Source organism: Pacificimonas sp. ICDLI1SI03, from assembly GCF_054740865.1.
The window spans coordinates 1,983,788-2,004,639 of the sequence record NZ_JBSQAU010000001.1; the positions used below are offsets into that span (position 1 = coordinate 1,983,788).

Annotated in this window: 18 protein-coding genes and 1 tRNA gene; 4 read left to right on the plus strand and 15 right to left on the minus strand. The window is 61.8% G+C overall.

Features of this window, described 5'->3' with window-relative positions; translation table 11 throughout:
- Positions 1–197: 197 nt before the first annotated feature.
- Positions 198–1,364 carry a GGDEF domain-containing protein gene (locus ACSMXM_RS09640; RefSeq protein ID WP_460315735.1) on the minus strand — a complete coding sequence of 389 codons (1,167 nt, stop codon included), beginning with the start codon at positions 1,362–1,364 and terminating at the stop codon, positions 198–200.
- Between the two features lie 271 nt (positions 1,365–1,635).
- A complete protein-coding gene (locus ACSMXM_RS09645) occupies positions 1,636–2,364 on the minus strand; it encodes a GIY-YIG nuclease family protein (RefSeq protein WP_460315736.1) in 729 nt (242 codons plus the stop codon).
- Between the two features lie 309 nt (positions 2,365–2,673).
- On the opposite strand from ACSMXM_RS09645, the gene ACSMXM_RS09650 reads away from it, so the two are divergent.
- Genes ACSMXM_RS09650 through ACSMXM_RS09660 form a run of 3 tightly spaced genes read left to right on the plus strand, consistent with a single transcriptional unit; the run spans position 2,674 to position 7,972 of the window.
- Entirely contained in the window at positions 2,674–4,518 is a 1,845-nt protein-coding gene (locus ACSMXM_RS09650) for an ABC-three component system protein (RefSeq protein ID WP_460315737.1), read from the plus strand.
- Positions 4,515–5,108, plus strand: a complete 594-nt coding sequence (locus ACSMXM_RS09655; protein WP_460315738.1) for a hypothetical protein — start codon at positions 4,515–4,517, stop codon at positions 5,106–5,108. The genes ACSMXM_RS09650 and ACSMXM_RS09655 overlap by 4 nt, the downstream gene beginning before the upstream one ends.
- Positions 5,105–7,972, plus strand: a complete 2,868-nt coding sequence (locus tag ACSMXM_RS09660; protein WP_460315739.1) for an AAA family ATPase — start codon at positions 5,105–5,107, stop codon at positions 7,970–7,972. The genes ACSMXM_RS09655 and ACSMXM_RS09660 overlap by 4 nt, the downstream gene beginning before the upstream one ends.
- Before the next feature lie 58 nt (positions 7,973–8,030).
- Here ACSMXM_RS09660 and ACSMXM_RS09665 read toward each other — a convergent pair whose 3' ends face one another.
- Together ACSMXM_RS09665 and xth are read right to left on the minus strand one after the other, a co-directional pair.
- The gene (locus ACSMXM_RS09665) at positions 8,031–9,911 is read right to left on the minus strand and encodes a hypothetical protein (RefSeq protein WP_460315740.1); all 1,881 of its coding nucleotides are present in this window, start codon (positions 9,909–9,911) and stop codon (positions 8,031–8,033) included.
- A 449-nt stretch (positions 9,912–10,360) separates the two neighbouring features.
- Entirely contained in the window at positions 10,361–11,140 is a 780-nt protein-coding gene (xth, locus tag ACSMXM_RS09670; protein ID WP_460315741.1) for an exodeoxyribonuclease III, read from the minus strand.
- Positions 11,141–11,446: 306 nt separating this feature from the next.
- On the opposite strand from xth, the gene ACSMXM_RS09675 reads away from it, so the two are divergent.
- Positions 11,447–12,472: a zinc-dependent alcohol dehydrogenase gene (locus ACSMXM_RS09675; protein ID WP_460315742.1), complete on the plus strand. Its 1,026-nt coding sequence runs from the start codon at positions 11,447–11,449 to the stop codon at positions 12,470–12,472.
- Between the two features lie 1,783 nt (positions 12,473–14,255).
- Here ACSMXM_RS09675 and ACSMXM_RS09680 read toward each other — a convergent pair.
- The 11 genes from ACSMXM_RS09680 to ACSMXM_RS09730 form a co-directional block, all read right to left on the minus strand.
- Positions 14,256–14,429 (minus strand): helix-turn-helix domain-containing protein, encoded by a 174-nt coding sequence (locus tag ACSMXM_RS09680; protein ID WP_460315743.1) that lies wholly within the window; start codon positions 14,427–14,429, stop codon positions 14,256–14,258.
- Positions 14,430–14,540: 111 nt separating this feature from the next.
- A complete protein-coding gene (locus ACSMXM_RS09685; RefSeq protein ID WP_460315744.1) occupies positions 14,541–15,020 on the minus strand; it encodes a hypothetical protein in 480 nt (159 codons plus the stop codon).
- 14 nt (positions 15,021–15,034) lie between these two features.
- Entirely contained in the window at positions 15,035–16,195 is a 1,161-nt protein-coding gene (locus ACSMXM_RS09690; RefSeq protein WP_460315745.1) for a tyrosine-type recombinase/integrase, read from the minus strand.
- A 152-nt stretch (positions 16,196–16,347) separates the two neighbouring features.
- Positions 16,348–16,438 (minus strand) — tRNA-Ser (locus tag ACSMXM_RS09695).
- 127 nt (positions 16,439–16,565) lie between these two features.
- Positions 16,566–16,919, minus strand: coding sequence for a hypothetical protein (locus ACSMXM_RS09700; RefSeq protein WP_460315746.1), 354 nt, complete (start codon positions 16,917–16,919; stop codon positions 16,566–16,568).
- Between the two features lie 59 nt (positions 16,920–16,978).
- The gene (locus ACSMXM_RS09705; protein WP_460315747.1) at positions 16,979–17,587 is read right to left on the minus strand and encodes a hypothetical protein; all 609 of its coding nucleotides are present in this window, start codon (positions 17,585–17,587) and stop codon (positions 16,979–16,981) included.
- Positions 17,584–18,219 carry a JAB domain-containing protein gene (locus tag ACSMXM_RS09710; protein WP_460315748.1) on the minus strand — a complete coding sequence of 212 codons (636 nt, stop codon included), beginning with the start codon at positions 18,217–18,219 and terminating at the stop codon, positions 17,584–17,586. The genes ACSMXM_RS09705 and ACSMXM_RS09710 overlap by 4 nt, the downstream gene beginning before the upstream one ends.
- A complete protein-coding gene (locus tag ACSMXM_RS09715) occupies positions 18,159–18,617 on the minus strand; it encodes a hypothetical protein (protein ID WP_460315749.1) in 459 nt (152 codons plus the stop codon). The genes ACSMXM_RS09710 and ACSMXM_RS09715 overlap by 61 nt, the downstream gene beginning before the upstream one ends.
- A 56-nt stretch (positions 18,618–18,673) precedes the next feature.
- Positions 18,674–19,060, minus strand: coding sequence for a hypothetical protein (locus tag ACSMXM_RS09720; protein ID WP_460315750.1), 387 nt, complete (start codon positions 19,058–19,060; stop codon positions 18,674–18,676).
- 84 nt (positions 19,061–19,144) lie between these two features.
- On the minus strand, positions 19,145–19,708 hold the full coding sequence (locus ACSMXM_RS09725) for a sigma factor-like helix-turn-helix DNA-binding protein (RefSeq protein ID WP_460315751.1): 564 nt from the start codon (positions 19,706–19,708) through the stop codon (positions 19,145–19,147).
- A 217-nt stretch (positions 19,709–19,925) separates the two neighbouring features.
- Positions 19,926–20,660, minus strand: coding sequence for a PEP-CTERM sorting domain-containing protein (locus ACSMXM_RS09730; RefSeq protein ID WP_460315752.1), 735 nt, complete (start codon positions 20,658–20,660; stop codon positions 19,926–19,928).
- Between the last annotated feature and the right edge of the window lie 192 nt (positions 20,661–20,852).

Here is a 20,852-nt window from a genome sequence, read left to right on the forward strand (position 1 = left end):
AATTGGCCGAGGAGGTAACGCTCAGGGTGTCGCCGCGATTGGACCGGTTGCGGACTGTCCGGTTTTTGCGCCAACACCAAAGGTTCGGACATCAACTTCCTAAGTTTGCTAGACAGCCCTCTGCGATCACAACGGTGTTTAATCATTTGCGGGAGATTTCCGGCAGCCGTTTGTCTCGGTGTTGCACAGCTACGGCGTCAGGCCGCCGCCAGCGCCCGCTGCGGCTCAGTCTGTGGCACTGCGTCGGGGGTGTGCAACGTAACGCGGTCCCGCCCTTCGTTCTTCGAGGTATAAAGGGCGCTGTCGGCCTGATCGATCAGGCTTTGCAAAGACGAATCCGGTTGGAAGCACGCGACGCCGAAGCTGGCCGTCAGCACATGGTCCGCGTCGATTGTCTCGAAATGCGAATTGTAAAGCTGCTGGCGCAGCTTTTCGGCGATGAACGTCGCCTCGATTTCCCCTCGTTCTGCGGCAATCAGGGCGAACTCCTCGCCACCGATCCGTGCCGCATCCAGCCCGGTTTCGCGCAACAGGGCGGCGAAGCGGCGCAGCACCGCATCGCCGGCGGAATGGCCATAGCGGTCATTGACCTGTTTGAAATGGTCCAGGTCACACAGGATCAGCGCTCCGTTGCCGCGCATCGCCTGAACCGTCAGCCGCTCGAAAGCCGTGCGATTGGCCAGCCCGGTAAGGGGATCGCGCTCGGATCGGTCGCGATAGCCAGCGATGATCCCGGCGACGAGCTTGGCTATGAACAACAGTACAATCGGGCCGGCCAGCAATCCGTTGAGGGCCAGCAGGGCGCGGTCGATGTCCGATCCGGTTATCGCGGCCAGGCCCCGATGCGCATCGAACAGGAAGGGGTACGACACCAGTCGGACAGCGAAAACCAAACCCGTGGCGGTCATGCCCACAAAAAGCGTCCGATCGATCGGACGCAGAACGGGCGCGCGTGCGATGCGCCACAGCGTTTCCGTAACGGCCAGGGCACAGGCGAGATTGAACATCAGGATGGCGACAATGGCGGGCAGGCCCCCCGACAGCGCCGCCAATCCGGCGACCGCAGTCGCAGCGATCACGGCATGGAAGGCAGGCGGGGTTCGGCGTTGCGCATACAGATGGCGCGTGGTTTGCCCGACACAGGCATAGGCGAACGGCACACAGCACAGCGCCAGCGCCAGCTTTGCGACTTCGGACGCCAGTCTACCCAACAACAGCACCTCTGCCGTGGCGATGAACAGGCTCGCGGTCAGCCATGCCAGCGCCGGCTTGCGCTGGAACGACAGGAACAAGGTCACGCACAGCACCGCCATGAAGCCGTAAATGGCGACATGAACGTATCCCAGGCTTATCGTCATAGGCATCAAACCGGCAGTCCCCCTGACCGGGCGTGTACCCCATGACGGTTAATGGCCTCTAACCCGTCGCTTTGCCTCACGAGCCAATTTCTCAAAGATCGGGAGCGCGGCGATGGCTTCGCAGCATTCCCAGCTTTGAGTCCGATACGGGCGGTCGGACGGCAGTCCGCAAAGAAGGCGCCTTGCTGAGCGGCGTCTTCGGGGCCGATAGACGAATGTCCGGTTCAGAACCGGTTACGGTAATAGCTGACGTTGACCCGGCGTCAGCTGCCGACCACTAACGGCCAACCACTACTAGATTGTCGAGTGTGCGCAGTTCAAGCTGCGTCCTGCCAAGAACACCGTCGATGATTTTTGCAGCCTCGCGAAATGACGCGCGGAAGAATTCGCGGTCGGCACGCACACGATGCTCTGCAAGTGCCTCATGCACTAAACGCTCGGTGGAGGCCGGATCGCGGGTTCGCCAGCATCGACGGACGCCGAAGGGGAACGCGACTCCGGTTGCGCCATTGATTTCGCGCAGGCGCTCTTCAACCGACCGGGTCGTCATGCCGATCTTGAGAAGATCAGGCATTTCGCGGGTGGACAAGAGATAGATCCAGCCGGCTCCCTCTTCGTCAGCGATATGCGCGGTTCCCAGCAAGACGCGAACACAGCTTCGGCATGGCAGGCGGCGCAGCAACGACCATTGTTCACGCAGGAGGTCAGTATCGCCACGGACGAACGCTCGACGTGCCGCGCCAATCGATTCGGCAACAACCCTTGCCATCCGTGCTGAGGGATAACCAAGGGCGCGGCTGGTACTGAACCAGTCCCATTGATCTTGACGAGCTACGCGGGAGAATAATCCTTTCACCTCGCTGAGGGCGTCCGGCAGGTCGTCATGGCGGGCATCGGCATCGAGAAATGCCATGAGGTGCTCGGCCGCCCGTTTCCTTAACGCCTGTGCCTCTGGCTTAGGTGGGGCCATTCCAAAGCCCCACTTCTGATGAATTTCGCGGCTCATGCTCCCTGTCCCTCTCAGTCCACGCGGTCTGACATGAAGTCGACTGTCATCACAATAGCCGCCGTGATCGGTGTTGACCGACCATAGAGCAAGGCTTGTAAATTCGGGTCCGTGGTATCGTCGGAAAGCCGACCCTGGGCCGACACCGGACTGACGGCTTCTAAATCAACATTGCGTTATAGCTGCCGTTTATGCGCGTTTGATGTCCGGTGCCGCTCTGGTATGTGAATCCAACGTCAATGACGCATGACGCAGGTTTTCTTTCGCGCTAGGATCATTCTCCCGAAAACGCGAGTGTAACCCTAATAAGTGCCCGACGTCACTTTCCTTTTTTCTGAACGCGTCACGCGGGTCGATGTCGGGGCTTCGCTGTTGGCAGCCAGCCGCCTCGGAATTTGTCTGCTGCAGTTGCCGTCATCGGCGGTCGCGGTCGACGGCGATCATCCCCGGCCTCTGGCGATCGGCACGGTGCGCGATCTGCTGGTTGGGGGGCCGGACCATGCGATGCCGGCGTTGCAGCGCATGATTTCCGGCGCGGATCCGGTATTGGTCGTCGCTCCAGAATTTACATTCGGGTCCGGCGATTGGGCCGAGATCGACGCGCTGGTTCGCGCGGCGACGCGTCCGATCATCCTGCTGGCCGGTTTCGGCGCGACGATCGGCCAGTCGGTGCTGGACTGGCAGGCCGCAGGCGCCGGTGAAGCCACGCAACGCCACCTTGGCTGGCGCGAAGCCGAGGGCGCGATCAGCGATATCCAGCGGTTGAATGGCGGATGGTGCTGGCTGCATGCGCCAGGCGAGGCCACGCACTGCATTGTCTATCTCAAGAATGTGCTGGAGCAGTCGGTCGAAGCTGTGAACCTGCCCGATCTTCAGGAAGGCCGCGCCATCCTCCATCTCGCATTCGGCGACGTCGATATCTTTCCGCTGATCTGCGCGGATCTGCTGCAGCCGGCGGCACAGAATGCAGGCTCGCCGCAAGCGCGGATCGTGCACGCGCTTGAAGCGACTGCCGTTGACCGACCCGCGCTGGTGGTCGGATCGCTGCTGCAGAGCGGGTACAACGTCAACTGGGTCGCCGCGGTGAACTCGCTGCTCAACACGGTGCTCGCCGGGCGGCCGGGAGCAGTCGCCTTGTGCAACATCGCTGCGGATGCACCGAAGGCGGATGAAGCCCATGACAAATGGCGCAGTCTGAGCGGTCTTTATGTTCCGTTCGATGCGCTGCCCAAGGGACAGGACGATCTGCCGGCAGTACGCGCGCTCAATGATATGGGCATCGCGGGCGGTGTGGTCCGGGCTACAGAAGCCTGCGCGACCACCGGGCATGTTACTTGGGGACCGTTCACGCCGGTGAAGGGCAAGTTCGCCTGGCGGGGCAATATGAGTTGCCCGATTAGCGATGCCGGGCTTGCCACACTTAACGGCCCGACGCCGCCGCCCGCGGCGGGCGAGATTGCGCGCTTCCTGCGCCGTTATCCGCCGGTTGCCACATCGGCGCCGCGCCTGCAGCTTGGTCTCAACCTGGTCGTCGAGCAGCTGCATGCGACGGCAGCGCCGACGCCGGAAGCGCTGCTCGATGCGACGTTGAGCGGGGTTGCTCCCTCACGGTCGCAGGATCCTGACAGGCTCCACGTCGCGGAGACGAGCGTCGCGTTCAAGGCTGGTATTCACGCCGTTGCCACACTCAAGTCGATCGACGGAATCTCCTGGCAGGCCAACCCCAAGCTGACCGGCCAATTGCGGCTGGCGAATGCGAAGCATCTGCTGGTTTGGCGTTCGCCCGACAAGTCGCGGTTGGCGATGCGGCGCGATCTTGCCGCATGGCGCATGCTGCCCGGCGGCGAACATCCGGATCTGATCGTGCTTGGCGCGGGACCGAACGGCGATCTGGTCGCGGGCGAGATCCCGCAGGACCGCCGTGACGATATCAGCACCGCGCCTTCGTCGGGTGCCGAACTGGCCGCAGGCGGATCGCTCGCCGCCCGCGCGGACGACTTCACCGCGGCACGGAACCTGCGGCGGGTTGCGAGTCTCGGCCTCGCCAACGTCGCGGACGTCTATGCCGATTTCGAAGAAGGCGCCGATGCCGGGCGCGTTGCGGCGTTGCTCGGGCAGATCGACGCATGTTTTGCCGAGGATGGTGCGGAATGACGGATATCCAGCCTGCCGCCGGAAATCTCGACCTCGCGGTGGCGCAGGTCGATGAGCTTTGCGCGAAGGTTGGGTTGCAGCAAGCTGGCTTGCCCGTCGCGGCGGGCGCGCATGCGGTCCCGGCGGGGACGACTTTGTGGACATCGAGCTATGCCCGACTTGTCCTGTGGCCGTGCGGTGCGAGCGATGCTGCCGGCGTGATTGCGGCCGCCCGCGAGGGACAAGGCTGGTTCGACGAGATGCTCGTGCGCGGCGAGGCGCAATCGCGGGGGCCGATTGACGGCTATCTTGTGCTTGCGCTGCCGGCCGCACCGGCAGCGGATGCCAGTGAGGACGTTCGGCGCCTCGAATTGTCGTCGCAGGTTTGCCGCAAGCACCTGATCTGGCCAGCGGGCGAGGCTGATCCCGATGAGGCTGCGGGTACGTGGCTGCGCGTGGCCGACGTAACCGTCGTCGGTTTACCCGACACGATGCCGTCGAGTGGTGGTGAGCTGGTGTGGCCCAAGATCGACAGTGAAGCTCAGGCGGTGTGGGAAGACCTCGCCGCGCTGGGCCTGCCGGCGACCCTGATCCAGGACGAAACGGCATGACGCGCGGGGTCCGCCTTTCGTCGCTCACGGTCGGTGCCTTTCGCGGAATCGGGGAGGTGCTCGAGTTCGATCTGCGCGCGCCGCTGACGCTGGTGTTCGCGCCCAACGGCACCGGCAAGACAACAATGTGCGAAGCGGCGGAGTGGCTGCTGACAGGCCAGGTCGACCGGTTGAAGGACAAGAAGGATTTCGACGCCGAGGTGTTGCGCTCGAAGTTTACCGGGCTCGAGCACGCACCCCACGTCGCTGCCAGTGTCCGGGTCGGCGGAAAAGCCTATCAACTTTCGCGCATCGCCGAGGGCAGCCAATCCCCGGCCGCGTTCGAGATCGACGGGCTCATTGTGCCGCAGCGGCCGAACGATCTCCTAGCGCTGCTGGCACCGGCCGCCGCTGCCAATGAGGCCCATCACCTGACCGCGATCAGCCTGCGTCAGCGCTGGCTCAAGGGCACCCGGTTCTTGAGTGCGGAGGCGCTGGCCGCCTTGGTCGATACGGACGATGAAACGATCGAACGGCGCACGCAGGTCTTTGCCGACCTGTTAGGGATCCGGCATCTGCTCGACGCCGAACGGCAGTTCGAGAAATATGCGGCCGAGCTATCGTCGAGGCTGCGCGCCCAAGTTCAGCTAACCCAGCAACGGTCGGCCGAGGCCGACGCGATCGAAAAGGAACTCAAGCGCATTACGTCGCCGACTACGACGGCGGCGTCGGCGATCGGCGAGGCCGCGCAAGCCGAGGTCCTGCTCGAACCGATGGCTGCGGATATGCCCCCTTCCAATGCGCCATTCCCCGATAGGCTGGAGGCGCTGACGGCGCTGCAACGGCGCGGCCGGCATGAGAATGAGCGCCGGCGCAATGCCCTCAGCGCGGTCGAGGTTCGTCGCACCAGCCGCACGGCGCTGGAGCAGGCCGTTGCCGCCGCAAAGACAACAGAGCTGAAGCTCGATGCCGAACTTGCCGAGATGGGCACGAACGGTCAGGCCGCTGCTGCCAAGGTCGCCGCGAGCGAATCCGAACGCCAGAGTGTCACCGCGGCGAGTCAGGCGCTCGCGGCGGCTGGCGACCGGCTGGCGCGGCGGGGCGCCGCGATGCTCTCGATCCTACACCGGGCACCGGTGTTCGATCCTGTCCCCGTCACGCTTGGCGCTCTGCGCGCCGGGCTGCCTGAGACAGGGTGGACCATCAATGCGCGCGCCGAGCGCCGCAAACTGTTGACTGCCATTTCTTCCGGTTTGGAACAGGCTGACCGAGAGGCCGAACGGATGCGTCTGCTCGACGTCGAGCGCGAGGCTGCCAGTGCGGCCACGGTCTCCGAAGCGGCGTTCGCTGCCTTGCGGGCCGAGGCTGCCGATGCGGAACGCTTAGCGGCAACTGCGAACCAGCAGCGCGACGTCGCAGCTGCACCCTTGTCCAGGCTTCAATCGGCGGCGCGCGACCTGCTCGCGCATGATCATGGCCATACGGCAAGCAGCTGTCCAGTCTGCGCGCATGACTGGCAGACCGCGGATGCGCTACGCGATGCGATCGCAGCGGCCCTTGCGACTATCCCCGAGCTTGCAAGCCAGGCCGACGCGGTGGCGCGGGCTGCGACGCAAGCAGCCCGAATGGCGACAGAGAAGCTCAAGACCGCGCAGGCGGCAAATGCCAGGCTTGCGACGCTGGACCGCGAGCGTGCAGCGCTTGCGGACGCTGCGGAACGCCGCGCACTTTCGCTGCAGAGTGCCGGGCTGCCGGCGTCGGTTTCTGCCGGCGAACTGGGCCTGCAGCGCGTGCGCCTCGAAATCGCCGACGCGCTCGCTGCGCTTGACGAAGAGATCGCGATCGCGCGTCCCATGGTTCCCATCGACACAGCGCAATTGCTCCCGGACGAGGCACCGCTCTCCGACCTGGTCGAACGCGTCTCGGCTCAGATCGGCGCACGCGATCATGTGTTGCAGCTGCAGCTGGCGGGACTGGCCCGCGACAGCGAGGACGCGATAACCCTGCGGGATCGGCTGCGCGCGGAATATGCCGGAATCCAGCAGCAACTGCGGGACTGCCGCGAGCAGTTGGCGGCGAAGGGAAGCGAGCTGGCCGAACTTCAGGCCTTGTGGGACGTCGCTGCACCGGAGCAGTCGTGGAGCGAGGCGGCGTTTGCACAGCTCAAGACGGAGCTGACGAACGAGCAGGGCAAACTCGCCCGCGCGGAGGCGCATATCGAAGCCGCGCGAGCCGCCTGGACCGCCGAAGCGCGCCGTGCGCAATTGGTCTCGCTACGAGCCGCCATTGAACCCGCGCTGGAGCAGCAGACGCGGATGACGGCGCGTATTGCCGCTGCGACGCGCGCGCAGGCGATGTTCCAGGATACCTATACCACGATCAGCAAGCGGCAGGTCCAGGATCTTGCCAAGGTGGTGAACCCGCTGTTCGCGCGTATGCACGCCAACCGCGTCTATGATCGCATCAATCTCGGCGAGGACAGCGAATTCCTGCACTGGCTGGCGCATGCCGGCGACGCACAGCTCGATCCGGGCAAGGACTTCAGCCAGGGACAGCGACAGGACCTTGCTCTTGCCCTCTTCCTGGCCCGTGCGCGCAGCCTCGGCGGGACGTTCTTCCTCGATGAGCCGGTGGCCCATCTCGACGACCTCAATCGCGTCGGCCTGCTCGACATTCTGCGGGCCACGGTGCTCGAGGAAAGCCGTTCGGTGAACCTTGTCATCACCACATCGAGCCGGGCCCTGGCGCGTCATCTCATCGAGAAATTTGCCGGCATAGACAGCGTCGAAACGGCCGAAGGGCCAGTGCGGCCCCTCAGCGTCATCGAGCTGGATGGGAACAGCCGCAGCGGGGTTGACCTGAAAAACATCTATCCTCTCAGCTAAACCATTTCGACATCGTAGCCGACGTGGACCGTGCCGAAGAATTTACCGCACGCGTGTATCAGCGGCGCGTCATCATCCGCTCGACATCAGCGTCCGATGCAAAACCGGGGTGGCGCCCGGCGCGAAGCTCGGCGGCGAGCCAAGGCAGCGGATCGCTATGCACCGGGTCGCCTTCCGGCATCGATTTCGGACCGAGCATGATCCGGCCTGTTACGATCCGCTTGCTGATATCGTGGGTGGCGGTCGGGCGGGCATCCAATGCATCGAGTGCCGTCGTGATATTTTCGCGGGCCGCATTGATGTAGCGCCCCTTCTTCGGGTCGGCCGGGTCGTGGCCCAGATAGACGGGCCAGTTGAGCAGCCAGTCGCCGCCCTGGGTGTCGCGGTGACACCCCGTCGCCAGCGCCGAGCCGCCGGGTGACGGGCCGTAGCGGGTGACGGCGCGATCGACGGTGAGGCTGGTGCCTTCCTTGAAGGCGACATCGAACCGCCGCGCGTCATTTTGCGCGACCGAGTCGATCTCGCCCTGGACATAACGCACCGAGGGGAAGGACAGCAGCAACCGCATCAGCCAGACATTGTAAGGCGAGAGCTGGCGCGAATAGGGCGTGGGCGTGCGTCCATTGAGGATGATCTCGACGCCAGGCCGCGCCATCGCATGCATCACGTCAATATTTGGCGGCAGGTCGATATCGTTGGCGAGCGCCTCGATGCCGCGGCTGATCCATACGTCGCCAAGCTTGCGCGCGGCTTCACGGGCGTCGAATTGCGCGTCGAACGATAGCGCCTCGACGAACGCTTCCAGCGTTTCGTAGCTGGCCAGCGCGATATCGCCGCCGGATGCGAACATGGCGTAATGCGGCGCGAGCGCCGCTTCGATCGCGTCGAGGATCGGCCGCGCCCAGGGCTCTCCGCTATATGGCCAGGACATGGTCGGGTTACGCTCGATATTGGTGCGCTGATCGAGCCACCAGATGATTTCGGAGGGGACCGGGGCGTCGAACCGGTCGATACCGTCATTCCGGAACACCGCATCGAGCCGCGCGCCGACCAAGCCGACATCGATCGCCGCATCGAGCCCCCCGCCGATCGGCCACAAGGCCTCGACTTGGGCATGGCTGAATTCCATCATCGCGTATTGCAGCGCCTCGATGACGCCGCTGTCGCCGCAGCCCGAGATCAGCACCGACGCCGGGGTGACGAGATGATCGTAGATCAACCGGTGGCCGGCTTCCCAATAGCTATAATCGATGACCCCACGCGGGTTGGCCTCAGGGCCGAAGCCGGTCGCGTCGATCAGCAGGTCGACCGGGACCTTCGCGAGATGCGGGCTGTCCAGCGAGAAGTCGATTTCCAGCCCGCCGCCGGGCCCGCTCTTGATCATCTCGCGTCGGACTTCGGTCCCGCGCGAGACGAAGATCGGCAGGGCCTGGTCAAAGGTGGAGAGATATTCACCGATCCAGAATGCCGCAACGTCGCTCGCCCGGCCGGCGGGCCAGGCGAAGATCGGCGGGCGGTATTCGGCGCTTGACCCGCTTGGGTCGAAATTCTTGCCGAGCGCGCGCGAGTTCAAGTTGGTCGAAAGATGCCGGTGCCCCTTGTCGCGGAACCGCGCGAACAGCGCGTCCTCCTTCTCGAACACCAGCACGATCGCAGCGTTGACCAGCGCCAGGATGACTGCAAGCATCATCCCCGAAAACGAGCCGCCGACGATCGCGACGGTGTCGCCGGGGCCAACGCGCTTGGTCCAGCCCAGCGCCCAAGCAAGATTGGTGGCACGGATCTGCTGGTGCAGAATCGAAATATTCTCACGTGCGAAGCCGGTCGCCGAGATGATGTTTGGGCTTTCGGTGGATGTCGCCTCAGAGATCATGTTGGCGGCAAGCGCATCAAGTTCAGCCCGGGACTCGGTGTCGGGTGGGAAGATTGGTCTGGTCATGTGTCTATTTAGCAGGCGGCGCTCTTTCGGCGCCATATTCGAAAATTCGGGCGCGCTGCCCTTCATCCATCGCGAGGCATTCGGGAATGCGACCCACATCTGCTTGGCGGCGGAAACTTAAGTTGGCTTGGCTATTCAACGCGATGCCATCTCGCAAGCGGCAGCTTTCGCGATGTCGGCTTTTGGGATTGGCTGTCCGCTCGGCCAATGACCGGCATTGGGGCGCAAAGCTGCCACTTCCAGTTTAGATGCCACAGTGATGCTTGCTGTTTCCATTGAGAGGATCTCAAGCCTCGATAAAGGTTAAAGTTCAGTCCTGGTGGACTGCCGCTAAGTCACCAATGACATTGCCGCGACGCCAGGACGGCTGCGTTGGGTTACACCCTCTCTGTAAACCCTTTCTAACGGACGGATTATAAGCGTGCCCGCTCAGATCGTTCCTCTCATTGCTATTTTGCGGGCGCTATCTCGGCCCAGGTGGGAGCGTGATCACTGCTCCTTTCCCAGCCTCTCACATGGCGGTCGACCTGCACATCAACCAGCCGATCGGCGAGCGCTGGGCTCAGCAGCAGATGATCGATACGCAGCCCTGCGTCTCGGTCGAAGGCGTTCCGGAAATAGTGCCAGAATGTATAGATTTTCTCTTCGCGGTACTTTGAACGAAGTGCGTCCGTCCATCCCTGATCGAGAAGCCGAAAGTACGCGGCGCGCACCTCTGGAGCAAAGAGTGCATCGTCGAGCCAGCGTTCCGGCTTGTAAACGTCGCGTTCCGTGGGAATGACGTTGAAGTCACCCGCCAGAACCACAGGTGCTCCACTGGCCAACAAGTCAGCCGCATGATCGATTAGCGGCTCGAACCAGGCGAGCTTGTAATCGAATTTCGGACCCGGACGAGGATTCCCGTTGGGAAGATAGAGACAGGCGACAATAACCCCGTTGATCGCTGCCTCAATGTAGCGGCTCTGCTTAGGATCTGGATCATCGGGGAGGCCGCGCCGTGTTGCGAAGATTTCACCGACCCCGCTGAGCAGAGCGACCCCATTCCAGCTCTTTTGCCCATGCCATATCGCTTCATAGCCGGCATCTCGAATGGCTGCTTCAGGAAACCGCTCCTGAGGCGCCTTCAGCTCCTGGAGGGCAACAATGTCTGGCTTTTCTTCCTCAAGCCAGCGGAGCAGCACTGGAAGCCGGCCATTGACACCGTTCACGTTGTAAGTCGCGATCTTCACGAACGCGAAAATCTACCGGAGCTGCCACCGCCACCAAGGCGGTCGCGGTCGGAGCGCGGTGTCGCACACTCACGTATCACCACCACTGCTCCCCGTCTTGCAGACATGGTTCAAGGACGCTCGTAGCGATTTTGAGTTCCGCCGCGTTCGGTGTTTGGCAGCAGGTCACTGCGCCAAGATTAGGGAGGCGCGCGACCGTTCACTTGCTACTTCTGCCGTTCGGTATATCGATTGTGATTAATGAGGAGGGTTTCTTCCGCAAAGCACGGCAAGAACGATCCGACGAACTCGGGGAGGGAAAAGAAAATGCAGACCATGCAATTGGCACGGGTTCATGGAGCCGGAGACGTGCGCCTCGACGACATCGCTATGCCGCGCCCAAAGGAACGGGACGTCGTCGTGGCCGTGGACGCCTGCGGCATCTGTGGCAGCGACCTGGGATACATCGCGCAGGGCGGGCTCGGCGGGGGCATGCCGCTTTCGCAGCCATTGCCGATCGGCCATGAATTTGCCGGCCGGGTGGTGGAGGTGGGGGCGGACGTTACAGAGGTCCGCCCGGGCGACCGCGTTGCGGTCAACCCCGATGCCGGATTTATCGGCGGTGGCGGCCCCGAAGGAGCTATGGCCCCGTTCATCCTGGTGACCGAGGCGAAGGTGGGGTCGACGCTCTTTCCCCTGCCCGACCACATCTCGGCGGAGGAAGCGGCGCTGGCCGAACCGCTATCGGTCGCGCTTCACGGCATCGACCTCGTCAAAGTTGCGGCCACCGACAGGGTAGCGGTGCTCGGCGCCGGCCCGATCGGGCTATGCGCCGTGGCGATGCTGCGCCACCGGGGCGTGCAGGACATTGCCATTTTCGACCGAGAACACTCGCGGCTTGAACGTGCGCGGTCCCTCGGCGCCACCGTCTGCGTCAACGTCAATGAAGAGCCTATCGGCGAGGCTCTCATCCGCACGCATGGGCAGGGGGATCGTTTCGGCGTTCATTATGCAGAGACGGACGTGTTCATCGACGCCGCCGGTTCGGCAGCAGCGCTCGAAGAGGTCATCTCAATCGCCAAATATCGCGCGCGGATCGCCGTGATCGCCCTTTACAAGAAGCCGGTCGCGATCGACCTGTTCAAGGTGATGGCCAACGAGATCCTGATGACCGGCTCCATCGCCGACAGTCGCAGCCGGGAGTTTGGCGAGGCAATCGAGATGATGGCAGCGGGTAAGATCGACCTCTCTCCCATGATCAGCCATCGCGTTCCTTTTGCCCAGTTTCATGAAGCGCTCTCGATTGCGGCCGATCCTGGCAAGGCAGCGAAGGTGATGCTTACCTTCTCCTGAGCAGAGTCCTGAGCATGGCCGTCGACATGGTCATCGGCGGTTTTCCCAACTGACCCATGGCGCCAGCGATCATTGCCGCCCGAAGGGCTTGGTGAACGGCCGCGGTTTTCACGCACCCTCAATGACCGGACCGCTGTCCCCCGTCGGTTTCCGTAACGAGCGCGCGCGTGCGCGCGCGAGGCTGGGGGGAGGACGTACGCAGTTCCGAGCAAGAACGAGGTGGTCCTTCCGCCCGGTGGTCAGGGCGCGCGACGTTCGTTTTGCCCACAGGTACGCGCGTATGCGCGCGCGAGGCTGCCCCCCTACTTGGAAACGAACACCTTCCACCGGCCGCCGAGGCTTCATGCCGAGCGGTAAATGACGCTCCAGCACCGGTGCCAACATCCCCCCTAGGAGTCCTAGTTCGATGAGACACCAAGAGGAGGTGCCGGCAACAGTTCGCATAACCTCCTTTTCGTCCTGGCAGTGCCTCGCGCGTACTGCGAACGGAAGCACCTCTAGACGTGGGGGTGGGCTCATACGCGTTATGTCCGCCAGTTTCCGCCATACATCGTGAGACGTCAGACGGACCTCTATCACGCGCGTTTCTTAAGCCGTTGTCTGCGAGCCCTGGCGGTTCGTCCGATGTTCTCGGACGTGGAAACCCGCTTTCCTATGATGACCCCTTGAGGACGTACGGACGTTAGCTTCAGGACGTGCGCAGCGCTCGGGTGGGTACCCTTGAGCAAATAGCCGAGCACAGCTTCCTGGTTGGCGAGGTACAGCTTTGGAGAGGTGATCGCCGTGTTCGCATGTCCTCCTATCCTGTCCGTCCGGATCGCCCCCTTGCGATATCCCGACTTGGAAATGCCCCGCAGCCATTTACGAGGACGAGAGCCGAGGTCGAGGGACCTAGGTAGGTGGTAGAGTATGTGGACGTGACTTCCTGCCCCAGGACCGTTCTCGCGCGCCCATATCCAAGACAACTCATGACCCAGCGTTCGCAGCCAGTCGGACATGCGCTTCACATAGCGGCCCGTTGCACGTGCCGCCTGATGGTCGGGCACACCCAGCTTCTGCCAATGGATGGTCGTGTGGCGAGTGAAGGGAAGGCCGATCACCAATGAATGACGCGCAGCGTTCAGGACATTCTGAGCCTGCTGCAGAGTTATGAACTTACTCGCGCGACCTGCGGAGTTGCGTGCCCCTCCCCAGGACCCGGTGGGGATATTCTGGTTGGATGGCACCCCACTAGGTAGCTTAACCTTAATTGCAAAGGCTGTGCCGTTATCGGAGTCATTGGGCTCTTCGCCACTTTGGGCAGCAGTCCGAACGCTCGACAGGGACATGAGGCGGCCCTTTTTCGTAAGTTTCAAGTTTGAGAGGTAAAAAAGGGGGCATCCTGGAAGGATGCCCCCTCGCCCAGCTAAGACCTCCTAGGAGGCGCTAAGGGCCCCCGGGCCATCAATAAGACCCGTCAATGCCTCCATCAGCTCGGGTATGCACTTGAAGGGCACGGTGACGCCACGCCGAGATGGCATCATCTCCTCCCCCTCCTCATACCAGATGCGGAAGTTGAGGAAGTGACTGCCTTTGAGCCAGCACTCCTCCACGCGCAGCTCCTCACCTCTGCGTTTTGGTAGAGTGAGCAGAACCTCGCTCCGGAACGATCGCGCCTTGCCCCGCGGCGGGGGCTGACATCGCCCCGGCACAGCAGTATGAGAAGGCGTTGAGCTTTCCTGGCCAACAGACTTGACCCCGCGCGCGGTGCCAGCCGCGCCGGGGTTTTTGCCTTTCCTGAGGGTCATGACTGTCCCTCCTTCTCGGCAAAGGCTTTGACGCTCGCTACTCGTACAAGCCGTCGCCTCCCAATGGTGATTGTTTCCAATTTTCCAGCTTCTAAAAGCTGATAAGCTTTTGATCGTCCAATCCCGAGAGCCTCGGCGGCTTCAGGAATGGAACAGAGCACTTGTTCCATTTTCTCAGTCCTTTCTGCCAGTTACACGGAATGTAATCACGGACAGAAACGAATAATCACGATCAGTATTCTCAAGCTAGGAGATTGCAGTCCACGTATTTGTGCAAAATCTCAAGACTTTTGGAAAATCTCAGGGTTTTCGTTCTGTATCTTCATCACAATCGTTCTCATTTCCCGCGCACTTTTCACGTCTTCTAAAGCATCAAAAATCTTAGCTCGACTTAAGCTAAACTGGGCTTGAGCTTCTGCGACCGCTGCTTCCTTCTTCCCTCCCTCCGCCATCAAAATCTCGACAAACTGAGAAATTTCCATGTGACGCCGAAACTCCGCCAGGTGATCGTGAAGGAGCTTTTGTGGGCCTCTTCGTTTTGATTTTATACGCAACTGAAACCCTTCGTCATCTCCTTCAAAACACCGGGCTAAACTAACCAGCAATGCTCGCTCCTTGCCTTCCAGTTGCTCATTCAGCGCAACCTCGGAAAGAGTTTGAGCTATCAATTTGTTGTTGATTTCGATCGGGTCCTTGAACTTCCCTATCATGTCCCGGATCGCATACTCCAAAGCCAAAGGCGTTCGTGAAGGCGTCTTCATACATTTCTCCACCATCATAAATTTCCTTGATTTGCTGAAATGTATGCTCCCCATATTCCCATCAACTCTCGACGCTTTTCTAAAAAGACAGTCCGTTTGTATGCCGCTTCAACTTTGTTCGGCGTAGCATGAGCGAGAGCCGCTTCGGCGACCTCTCCAGGGACGGAAGTTTTGTCTGCCACCCAGTCACGAAAGCTCGACCGAAATCCGTGGACCGTGAATTTCAGATCCTGATCCCGCAGAATTTTCAGCAGCGTCATGTCCGACAGTGGCTTCCCCCGGACAGCACCTGGGAACACAAGATCGGTTCCGGCGCGCCTTACCGCCGCAGCCCTCTGGAAAACGTCCAGTGCAGCCTCAGAGAGCGGCACGACATGCTCTACGCCCATCTTCATCCGGACGGCTGGCACGGTCCAGGTCCTTGCATCGAGATCGATTTCTGACCAGCACGCGCCGCGAATCTCTCCTGATCTTGTTGCGGTCAGGATGAGCGCCTCAAGAGCGAGACGTCCCACGCTCAGCTGCGAACGCAGCATCTCCATGAATGCGGGGACCTGCTCATAGGGCATGGCTGCAAAATGACCCGTCTTGCGAGGCTGGCGCGGCAAGCCCTTCGTGATGGACCGCATGGGCGCCTCTGCGTCCCTCCACCCCTTTGAATAGGCGTAGTCCAATACGGTGCCTATGCGCTGGCGCACACGTCTGGCGGTCTCCGGCTTCTCCAGCCATATCTTGCTCAGAACGTCCCTCACCTGCCCCGCCTCGATGTCAGAGACCAGCATATCTCCCAGCGTTGGAAATGCGTATGTGCGAAGCGTAGAGAGCCACTGAGCCCCATGCTTGCCGTTTTTCCATCCTCGTTGCTGTTCCGCATGCACGGCTTTCGCCAGGGCTGAAAATGTGGGGATGACGTTGTTCGCCTTCTCCTTAGCGGCAATAGGATCGACCCCGGCGCGGAGCTGCCGCCGATAGTCCGCTGCGGCCTCCCGCGCTTCGGCGAGGGAGACATCTTCTAGGGATCCTAACCCGTAATCTCGTCGGCGACCTGCGCTTTGCAGGCGCAGAACCCAACTGCGCGATCCTGACGCTTTCACGTCCAGCATCAGACCACGCCCGTCTTGATAACGCCCTGGTTCCCTTAGGGCCCGCACCTTCGCGGCGTTCAGCTTTCCCATCGGATCTGTCCCAACATCTCTCCCCACACTTTGTATCGGTTGCGGGTGAGTGTCAACGAACAGAGACAAACGTCAGCGGTGATTATCCCCTAGGGAAACGTGGATAAATGCGGACAATGGCGGACAATGGCGGACAGCCTGAAATCGGCCAGTGGCGGAGCGGGTGGGATTCGAACCCACGATAGGGGGATACCCTATACACACTTTCCAGGCGTGCGCCTTCGACCACTCGGCCACCGCTCCGTCTACCTGGCAAGCCGGCGGCTCTAGCGCCTTGGTGGACGCAAAACCACCCCAAAACAGACCTGGCGGACGCTTGTGCGGTCATCGTTTTGAAAAGCGCCCCCCCCCGGCCCCGACAGGCAAGCCTTCACGCGGTGCGCCCGAAGCGCGGCCTACCCGGTCGGCGCGGTCCTGTGGTTCCGTTTACCGTCGCATCGCCTGCCCGGCCATTGGCGGGCGGCCACAAGCGCTGGTGGACGGCGATCAGCGCCTCTGCCCTCGCTATATATCGCACGTCCGACAAAAGAAGACGCGGGTCGAGGATGCTGCCAAAGGCATATGCCGCCAGCCATATGCGAAACCGGCTTTCCTCATCCGGGATCGCGTTGGCCGCACGATGCAGCGTCATCGGCGCTTCCGCGCGAATAATCTGGATCAGATGCTGGGGCGAACATGCCCCAAAATACTGACGTGCAATGCCGTAATCGAATTCGCTCGCCATCTGACGCCGCCTCATATATCGAACCTGTCTGCCCCCTAGATTTGCTATACTCCGGAGACTTAGCTGGACCACGGCGCAACAGGCGCCGTTTCGGGCACATAAGGGGCCAATCCGGCGGCAACGCAGCACATGGCGAGGCGACTGTGAAAGGGCGTGAGCGCCCCAGCCGGACTGCGATGCAGCAGCATGAAGGAACGTGCCCGGGCAGCACGCGCCTGGGATGCAATCTCTGTAAAGACGGGCATATCGCGGTGCCCATCTCGGGATCGGCAGACGATGTCAGCAGTCAGCGCCTGGCATTTATCGAACAGGAAAAGGCTTGCCTCTCCGGGGTTTAACGCCGCCCGTGACAGAGCCACATATTCGCGAAACACGCTGCCATCCCGGTCGACGCCGTCGTGACGCAGCGCGGTGGCGAGGCTTCGCCTCATCTCGACGCTCAGGGTACGGAGCATGATGATCGCCGTCTTCCCGAAACCCGCCTTTGCCAGCCTCCGGTCGCTGCTGCCGAGCACGGCGGGCAGCGACCCGATGTCGCGGATGGCCCTGCGTGCAAGCTCACCTGCAATCGACGCCGACATGATCACCGACAATGCGCTGGTCAGCACCTCTGTATCTATGACCAGGCCGGTATCCTGGTGCGGCGGGGGTAACCGTCGGTCCCTCATAGCAGGTTGGCCGCCTTCAGGCTGGACCAGCCGGTGCGGCTTATAATGATGTGGTCGTCGACCTCGATATCCAGTGAACGACCGATCGCCGCCAGGTGCTTGGTCATGGCAATGTCCTCTGCACTAGGCAAAGGATCGCCAGACGGATGATTGTGCGCCAGGATAATACGATGCGCGCCGAGCGTGAGCGCCCGTGCGAAAAGGTCGCGCGGATAGGCGTCGACGGTGTTGGGACCGCCCCGCGCCAGCACCTCTTCCGAAATCAGACGGCATCTCGCGTCCAGGAACAGTGCCACCAGTTGCTCAGACGCGCGATGCGCGATCGCAGCGTGCAGATAATCGAGAAGTGCCTCCCGGGTCGACAGGATCGCACCCGCCATCGCCTCCTTACGCAGGACGAGCGTCATGACACTACGAACCGTCGTCAGCATTTCCAGGCTGGCACGGTCCTCTAGGCCCGGCAACGTCGGCATATCGGCCGTGATTGCCGCGGCAACGCCGCCAGCCGACCTGACGAGGCGTTCTGCGAGGCTGTCCGGTTCCGCATGACCGGCCAAGCGAAATAAATGCGCTAGAAGGGCGCGCCCCTCCGCCTCAACGTCTCGTCCGGTACCCAGCCCCTGCTCACCCATCGCGCTCCCAGCGCCAGGCTGGCAAAGACCGGGTAAGCCCAAAGGCCCTGCACCAGCGCATAGGCCGTCGGTACCAGATCCGGTACGGCCATGACCGCCAAATGCGTTATCACGGAAATCATATGAAAGCCCGCCGCCCATATCGGCCAGTAACGCGCGCTCGTCAGGGCGATGCGCATCAGTATCGCAAGAAGCAGCAGGTCGAGCGCCAGCAACCCGTATCCTGTGGAGTGAAAGCGGTTGTCGTCCATCATGCTGACGAGCACGCTGAGCACCGACATGCAGACGAGCAGCCACAGCACGCGCCGTTCCAGCGATCCACCGCGCTTTAACACGTAAATTCCGCATATGATCAGGGCCAGCCAATAAAGCGCGGGAAAGAAAAACTGGTAGATCATGTCGCCACCTTACCGGCACGGCGGCTAGGTAGCGACACAATGCAAACCGTTCAGGGTCAGGCGGCGTCCGACGTGACGACCGTCAGATGGCGCGACGGCAAGGAAGGCTGCGGCTGAGCCTGCGGCAGGGCACCGGACGGTTCGGGTTTCGGCATGCCGCCACCGAACATCTTGGTCCTGAGGCCCATCTGGTCCTTGGTGTTGTCCAGCTGACGGTGGGTCTCGAGCAATTTACCGCGAGCATCGACCAGCGCGGTTACCGCCGCCTGCGCCGCCTGGAGTGCATCCTGTCCGAACATGGCGGACAGGCCCGCTTCTGCGCGGGCGATCGGCACCGCAGCCGTCAGTTGCGCCACTTCGGCAAGGGCGGAATCGAGGGCGGCTTCTGCGGAAAACAGGCGGTCGGCGACCTTCTGTGCGGCGGCCATGCGTTGGTTCAACATAATGCTATTCTCTCCCCCCGCAGCAACAGCGGGCTTTCGATTGCGAAAGAGGAGAGGTGCGGATGAACCGACCTTCGCGTGACGCTAAAGCAACTGTCCCAGGGACTGAACCGCGGATACCAGCGCACCGAATGCAATGATCCCTGCCAGTGCGATACCCAGGATCGAGGCGATCCTGGCCATGGGTGTCATGCGGTTCGGCTCGCCTTGGCGGTGCGGCAAGGGCAGCACCTGGCTTGTCGACCATCGCCCAAGTTCCGGGCCGATGGAGACCGCGGCGTCACGAAAATTCCGTTCGCCCGCTCCTTCCTGTTCCAACCGGCCCACATGACCGGCTGGGAAAGGGATTGGGGGAGGAACAGGCGCTTCGTCGACTACCGGCGGTTGGTCGACCAATCGCCGGTAGTCCTTATCCGGGTCGATTGCGCCTTCGTCTTCTGCGAGGATTCTTGCCGCTTCCCAACGGTTTGATGCGCCCAGCTTTTGCATCGCGGCCTTCACGCGATTGTCGATCGTATGGGAGGATACCTTCAGTTCCCGGCCAATATCCTTTGATGACATGTGCAGAAAAACCAGACGCAATGCCTCGCGCTGGCCGTCGTTCAGGCTTGCCAGTGCCGCCTGATGCCGATTTCTTTCCTGATCCATGCACCCAGGCCCTTAACAGATCGCAGAAGGGAGGGGAATGAACCGACGGGCATCAATCCTCCTTGGTCCTCCTTACCGACCATTGTCACGATCCGTTGGTAGCAGGGCAGGCAGGCGCGCGGAATGTCGCGTTGCACGACATAAAAAAGGCCGCCTCGCGTTCTGCGAGACGGCCTTTTTTATAAGTCCGGGATCGATCCGGACCGTCGCTTTACGCTTATGCAGCGGTGCGGCGACGGCTCAGGCCGATGCCCAGCAGGCCGAGACCCAGAAGGCCGAGGGCACCCGGTGCGGGTACGTCAACCGGCGGAAGCTCGGGGATCTCGATATCGAACATGGCGAGTTCCAGATCGAGCGCATCGCCAGGGCTGGACGGGCTGCCCGGGTAGGCAGCATCGGCTTCTGCGCCCGCATCAACTTCGATCGTGAAGATATCATCGCCCGTGAGCATAGCCGTCGAGAACGTCAGGAAAACGTCGTTCTGCGTACCAAGCTCGGTGTCGATCAGCTGCGTCGAGGAGGACTGCTCAACGCCATTGATGCTGAACGTATAGGTGCGCGGACGGTCTGCTGTCAGCTCGCTAATGCGCAGGGAGCCCGTGGCTGCACCGGTCTGTGCCATGTTGAACGTATCGCCGACGTCATAGGAGAACGTCAGGATGGACGCGACGCCCGTATCGTTCGAGAAGACGGCGCTGCCATTATCGGTGCGAACGCTTGCCATGCTGGGCGGGCCATTGGTGTTCAGGTCGGCCTCAAGCGTGGTGGTCCGGTCGAAGGTGTTACCGCCGGTCGAAATCGTTGTCATGGAGGTGACCATCGAGCCGCTGGTTGCCAGCGGGTTGGGGTCGAACGGCGTGTCGAAGCCATCGAGTGTTACAACAGCAGCGCTGACGCCGGTTGCCGCAACGACCGCAGCCGACGCTGCGAGGAGGGTTGAAAGCTTACTCATACAAAATCCTTACTGATTACAAAATACTATCCCCTGTGTTAACCAAGCAAGGGCGATGCCAGAAAGGTTTTTTATCTAATTTTCAACGTCTTATAGTTTCGGGTCGTTAAGTATATTAAAAAACTGTAAAAATTTCCGACAATAGGATCTGCGCACGTTCAACGAGGTGATCAGGAGCTGCTACAAACACGA

Coding starts and splice junctions, on each gene's coding strand:
- ACSMXM_RS09660 (WP_460315739.1), top strand. CDS start 5,105: ATGACGCGCGGGGTCCGCCTTTCGTCGCTCACGGTCGGTGCCTTTCGC.
- ACSMXM_RS09655 (WP_460315738.1), top strand. CDS start 4,515: ATGACGGATATCCAGCCTGCCGCCGGAAATCTCGACCTCGCGGTGGCG.
- ACSMXM_RS09645 (WP_460315736.1), bottom strand. CDS start 2,364: ATGAGCCGCGAAATTCATCAGAAGTGGGGCTTTGGAATGGCCCCACCT.
- ACSMXM_RS09720 (WP_460315750.1), bottom strand. CDS start 19,060: ATGTTGAACCAACGCATGGCCGCCGCACAGAAGGTCGCCGACCGCCTG.
- ACSMXM_RS09665 (WP_460315740.1), bottom strand. CDS start 9,911: ATGACCAGACCAATCTTCCCACCCGACACCGAGTCCCGGGCTGAACTT.
- ACSMXM_RS09640 (WP_460315735.1), bottom strand. CDS start 1,364: ATGCCTATGACGATAAGCCTGGGATACGTTCATGTCGCCATTTACGGC.
- ACSMXM_RS09685 (WP_460315744.1), bottom strand. CDS start 15,020: ATGAAGACGCCTTCACGAACGCCTTTGGCTTTGGAGTATGCGATCCGG.
- ACSMXM_RS09690 (WP_460315745.1), bottom strand. CDS start 16,195: ATGGGAAAGCTGAACGCCGCGAAGGTGCGGGCCCTAAGGGAACCAGGG.
- ACSMXM_RS09725 (WP_460315751.1), bottom strand. CDS start 19,708: ATGGATCAGGAAAGAAATCGGCATCAGGCGGCACTGGCAAGCCTGAAC.
- ACSMXM_RS09680 (WP_460315743.1), bottom strand. CDS start 14,429: ATGGAACAAGTGCTCTGTTCCATTCCTGAAGCCGCCGAGGCTCTCGGG.
- ACSMXM_RS09730 (WP_460315752.1), bottom strand. CDS start 20,660: ATGAGTAAGCTTTCAACCCTCCTCGCAGCGTCGGCTGCGGTCGTTGCG.
- ACSMXM_RS09705 (WP_460315747.1), bottom strand. CDS start 17,587: ATGAGGGACCGACGGTTACCCCCGCCGCACCAGGATACCGGCCTGGTC.
- ACSMXM_RS09675 (WP_460315742.1), top strand. CDS start 11,447: ATGCAGACCATGCAATTGGCACGGGTTCATGGAGCCGGAGACGTGCGC.
- ACSMXM_RS09700 (WP_460315746.1), bottom strand. CDS start 16,919: ATGGCGAGCGAATTCGATTACGGCATTGCACGTCAGTATTTTGGGGCA.
- ACSMXM_RS09710 (WP_460315748.1), bottom strand. CDS start 18,219: ATGGGTGAGCAGGGGCTGGGTACCGGACGAGACGTTGAGGCGGAGGGG.
- ACSMXM_RS09715 (WP_460315749.1), bottom strand. CDS start 18,617: ATGATCTACCAGTTTTTCTTTCCCGCGCTTTATTGGCTGGCCCTGATC.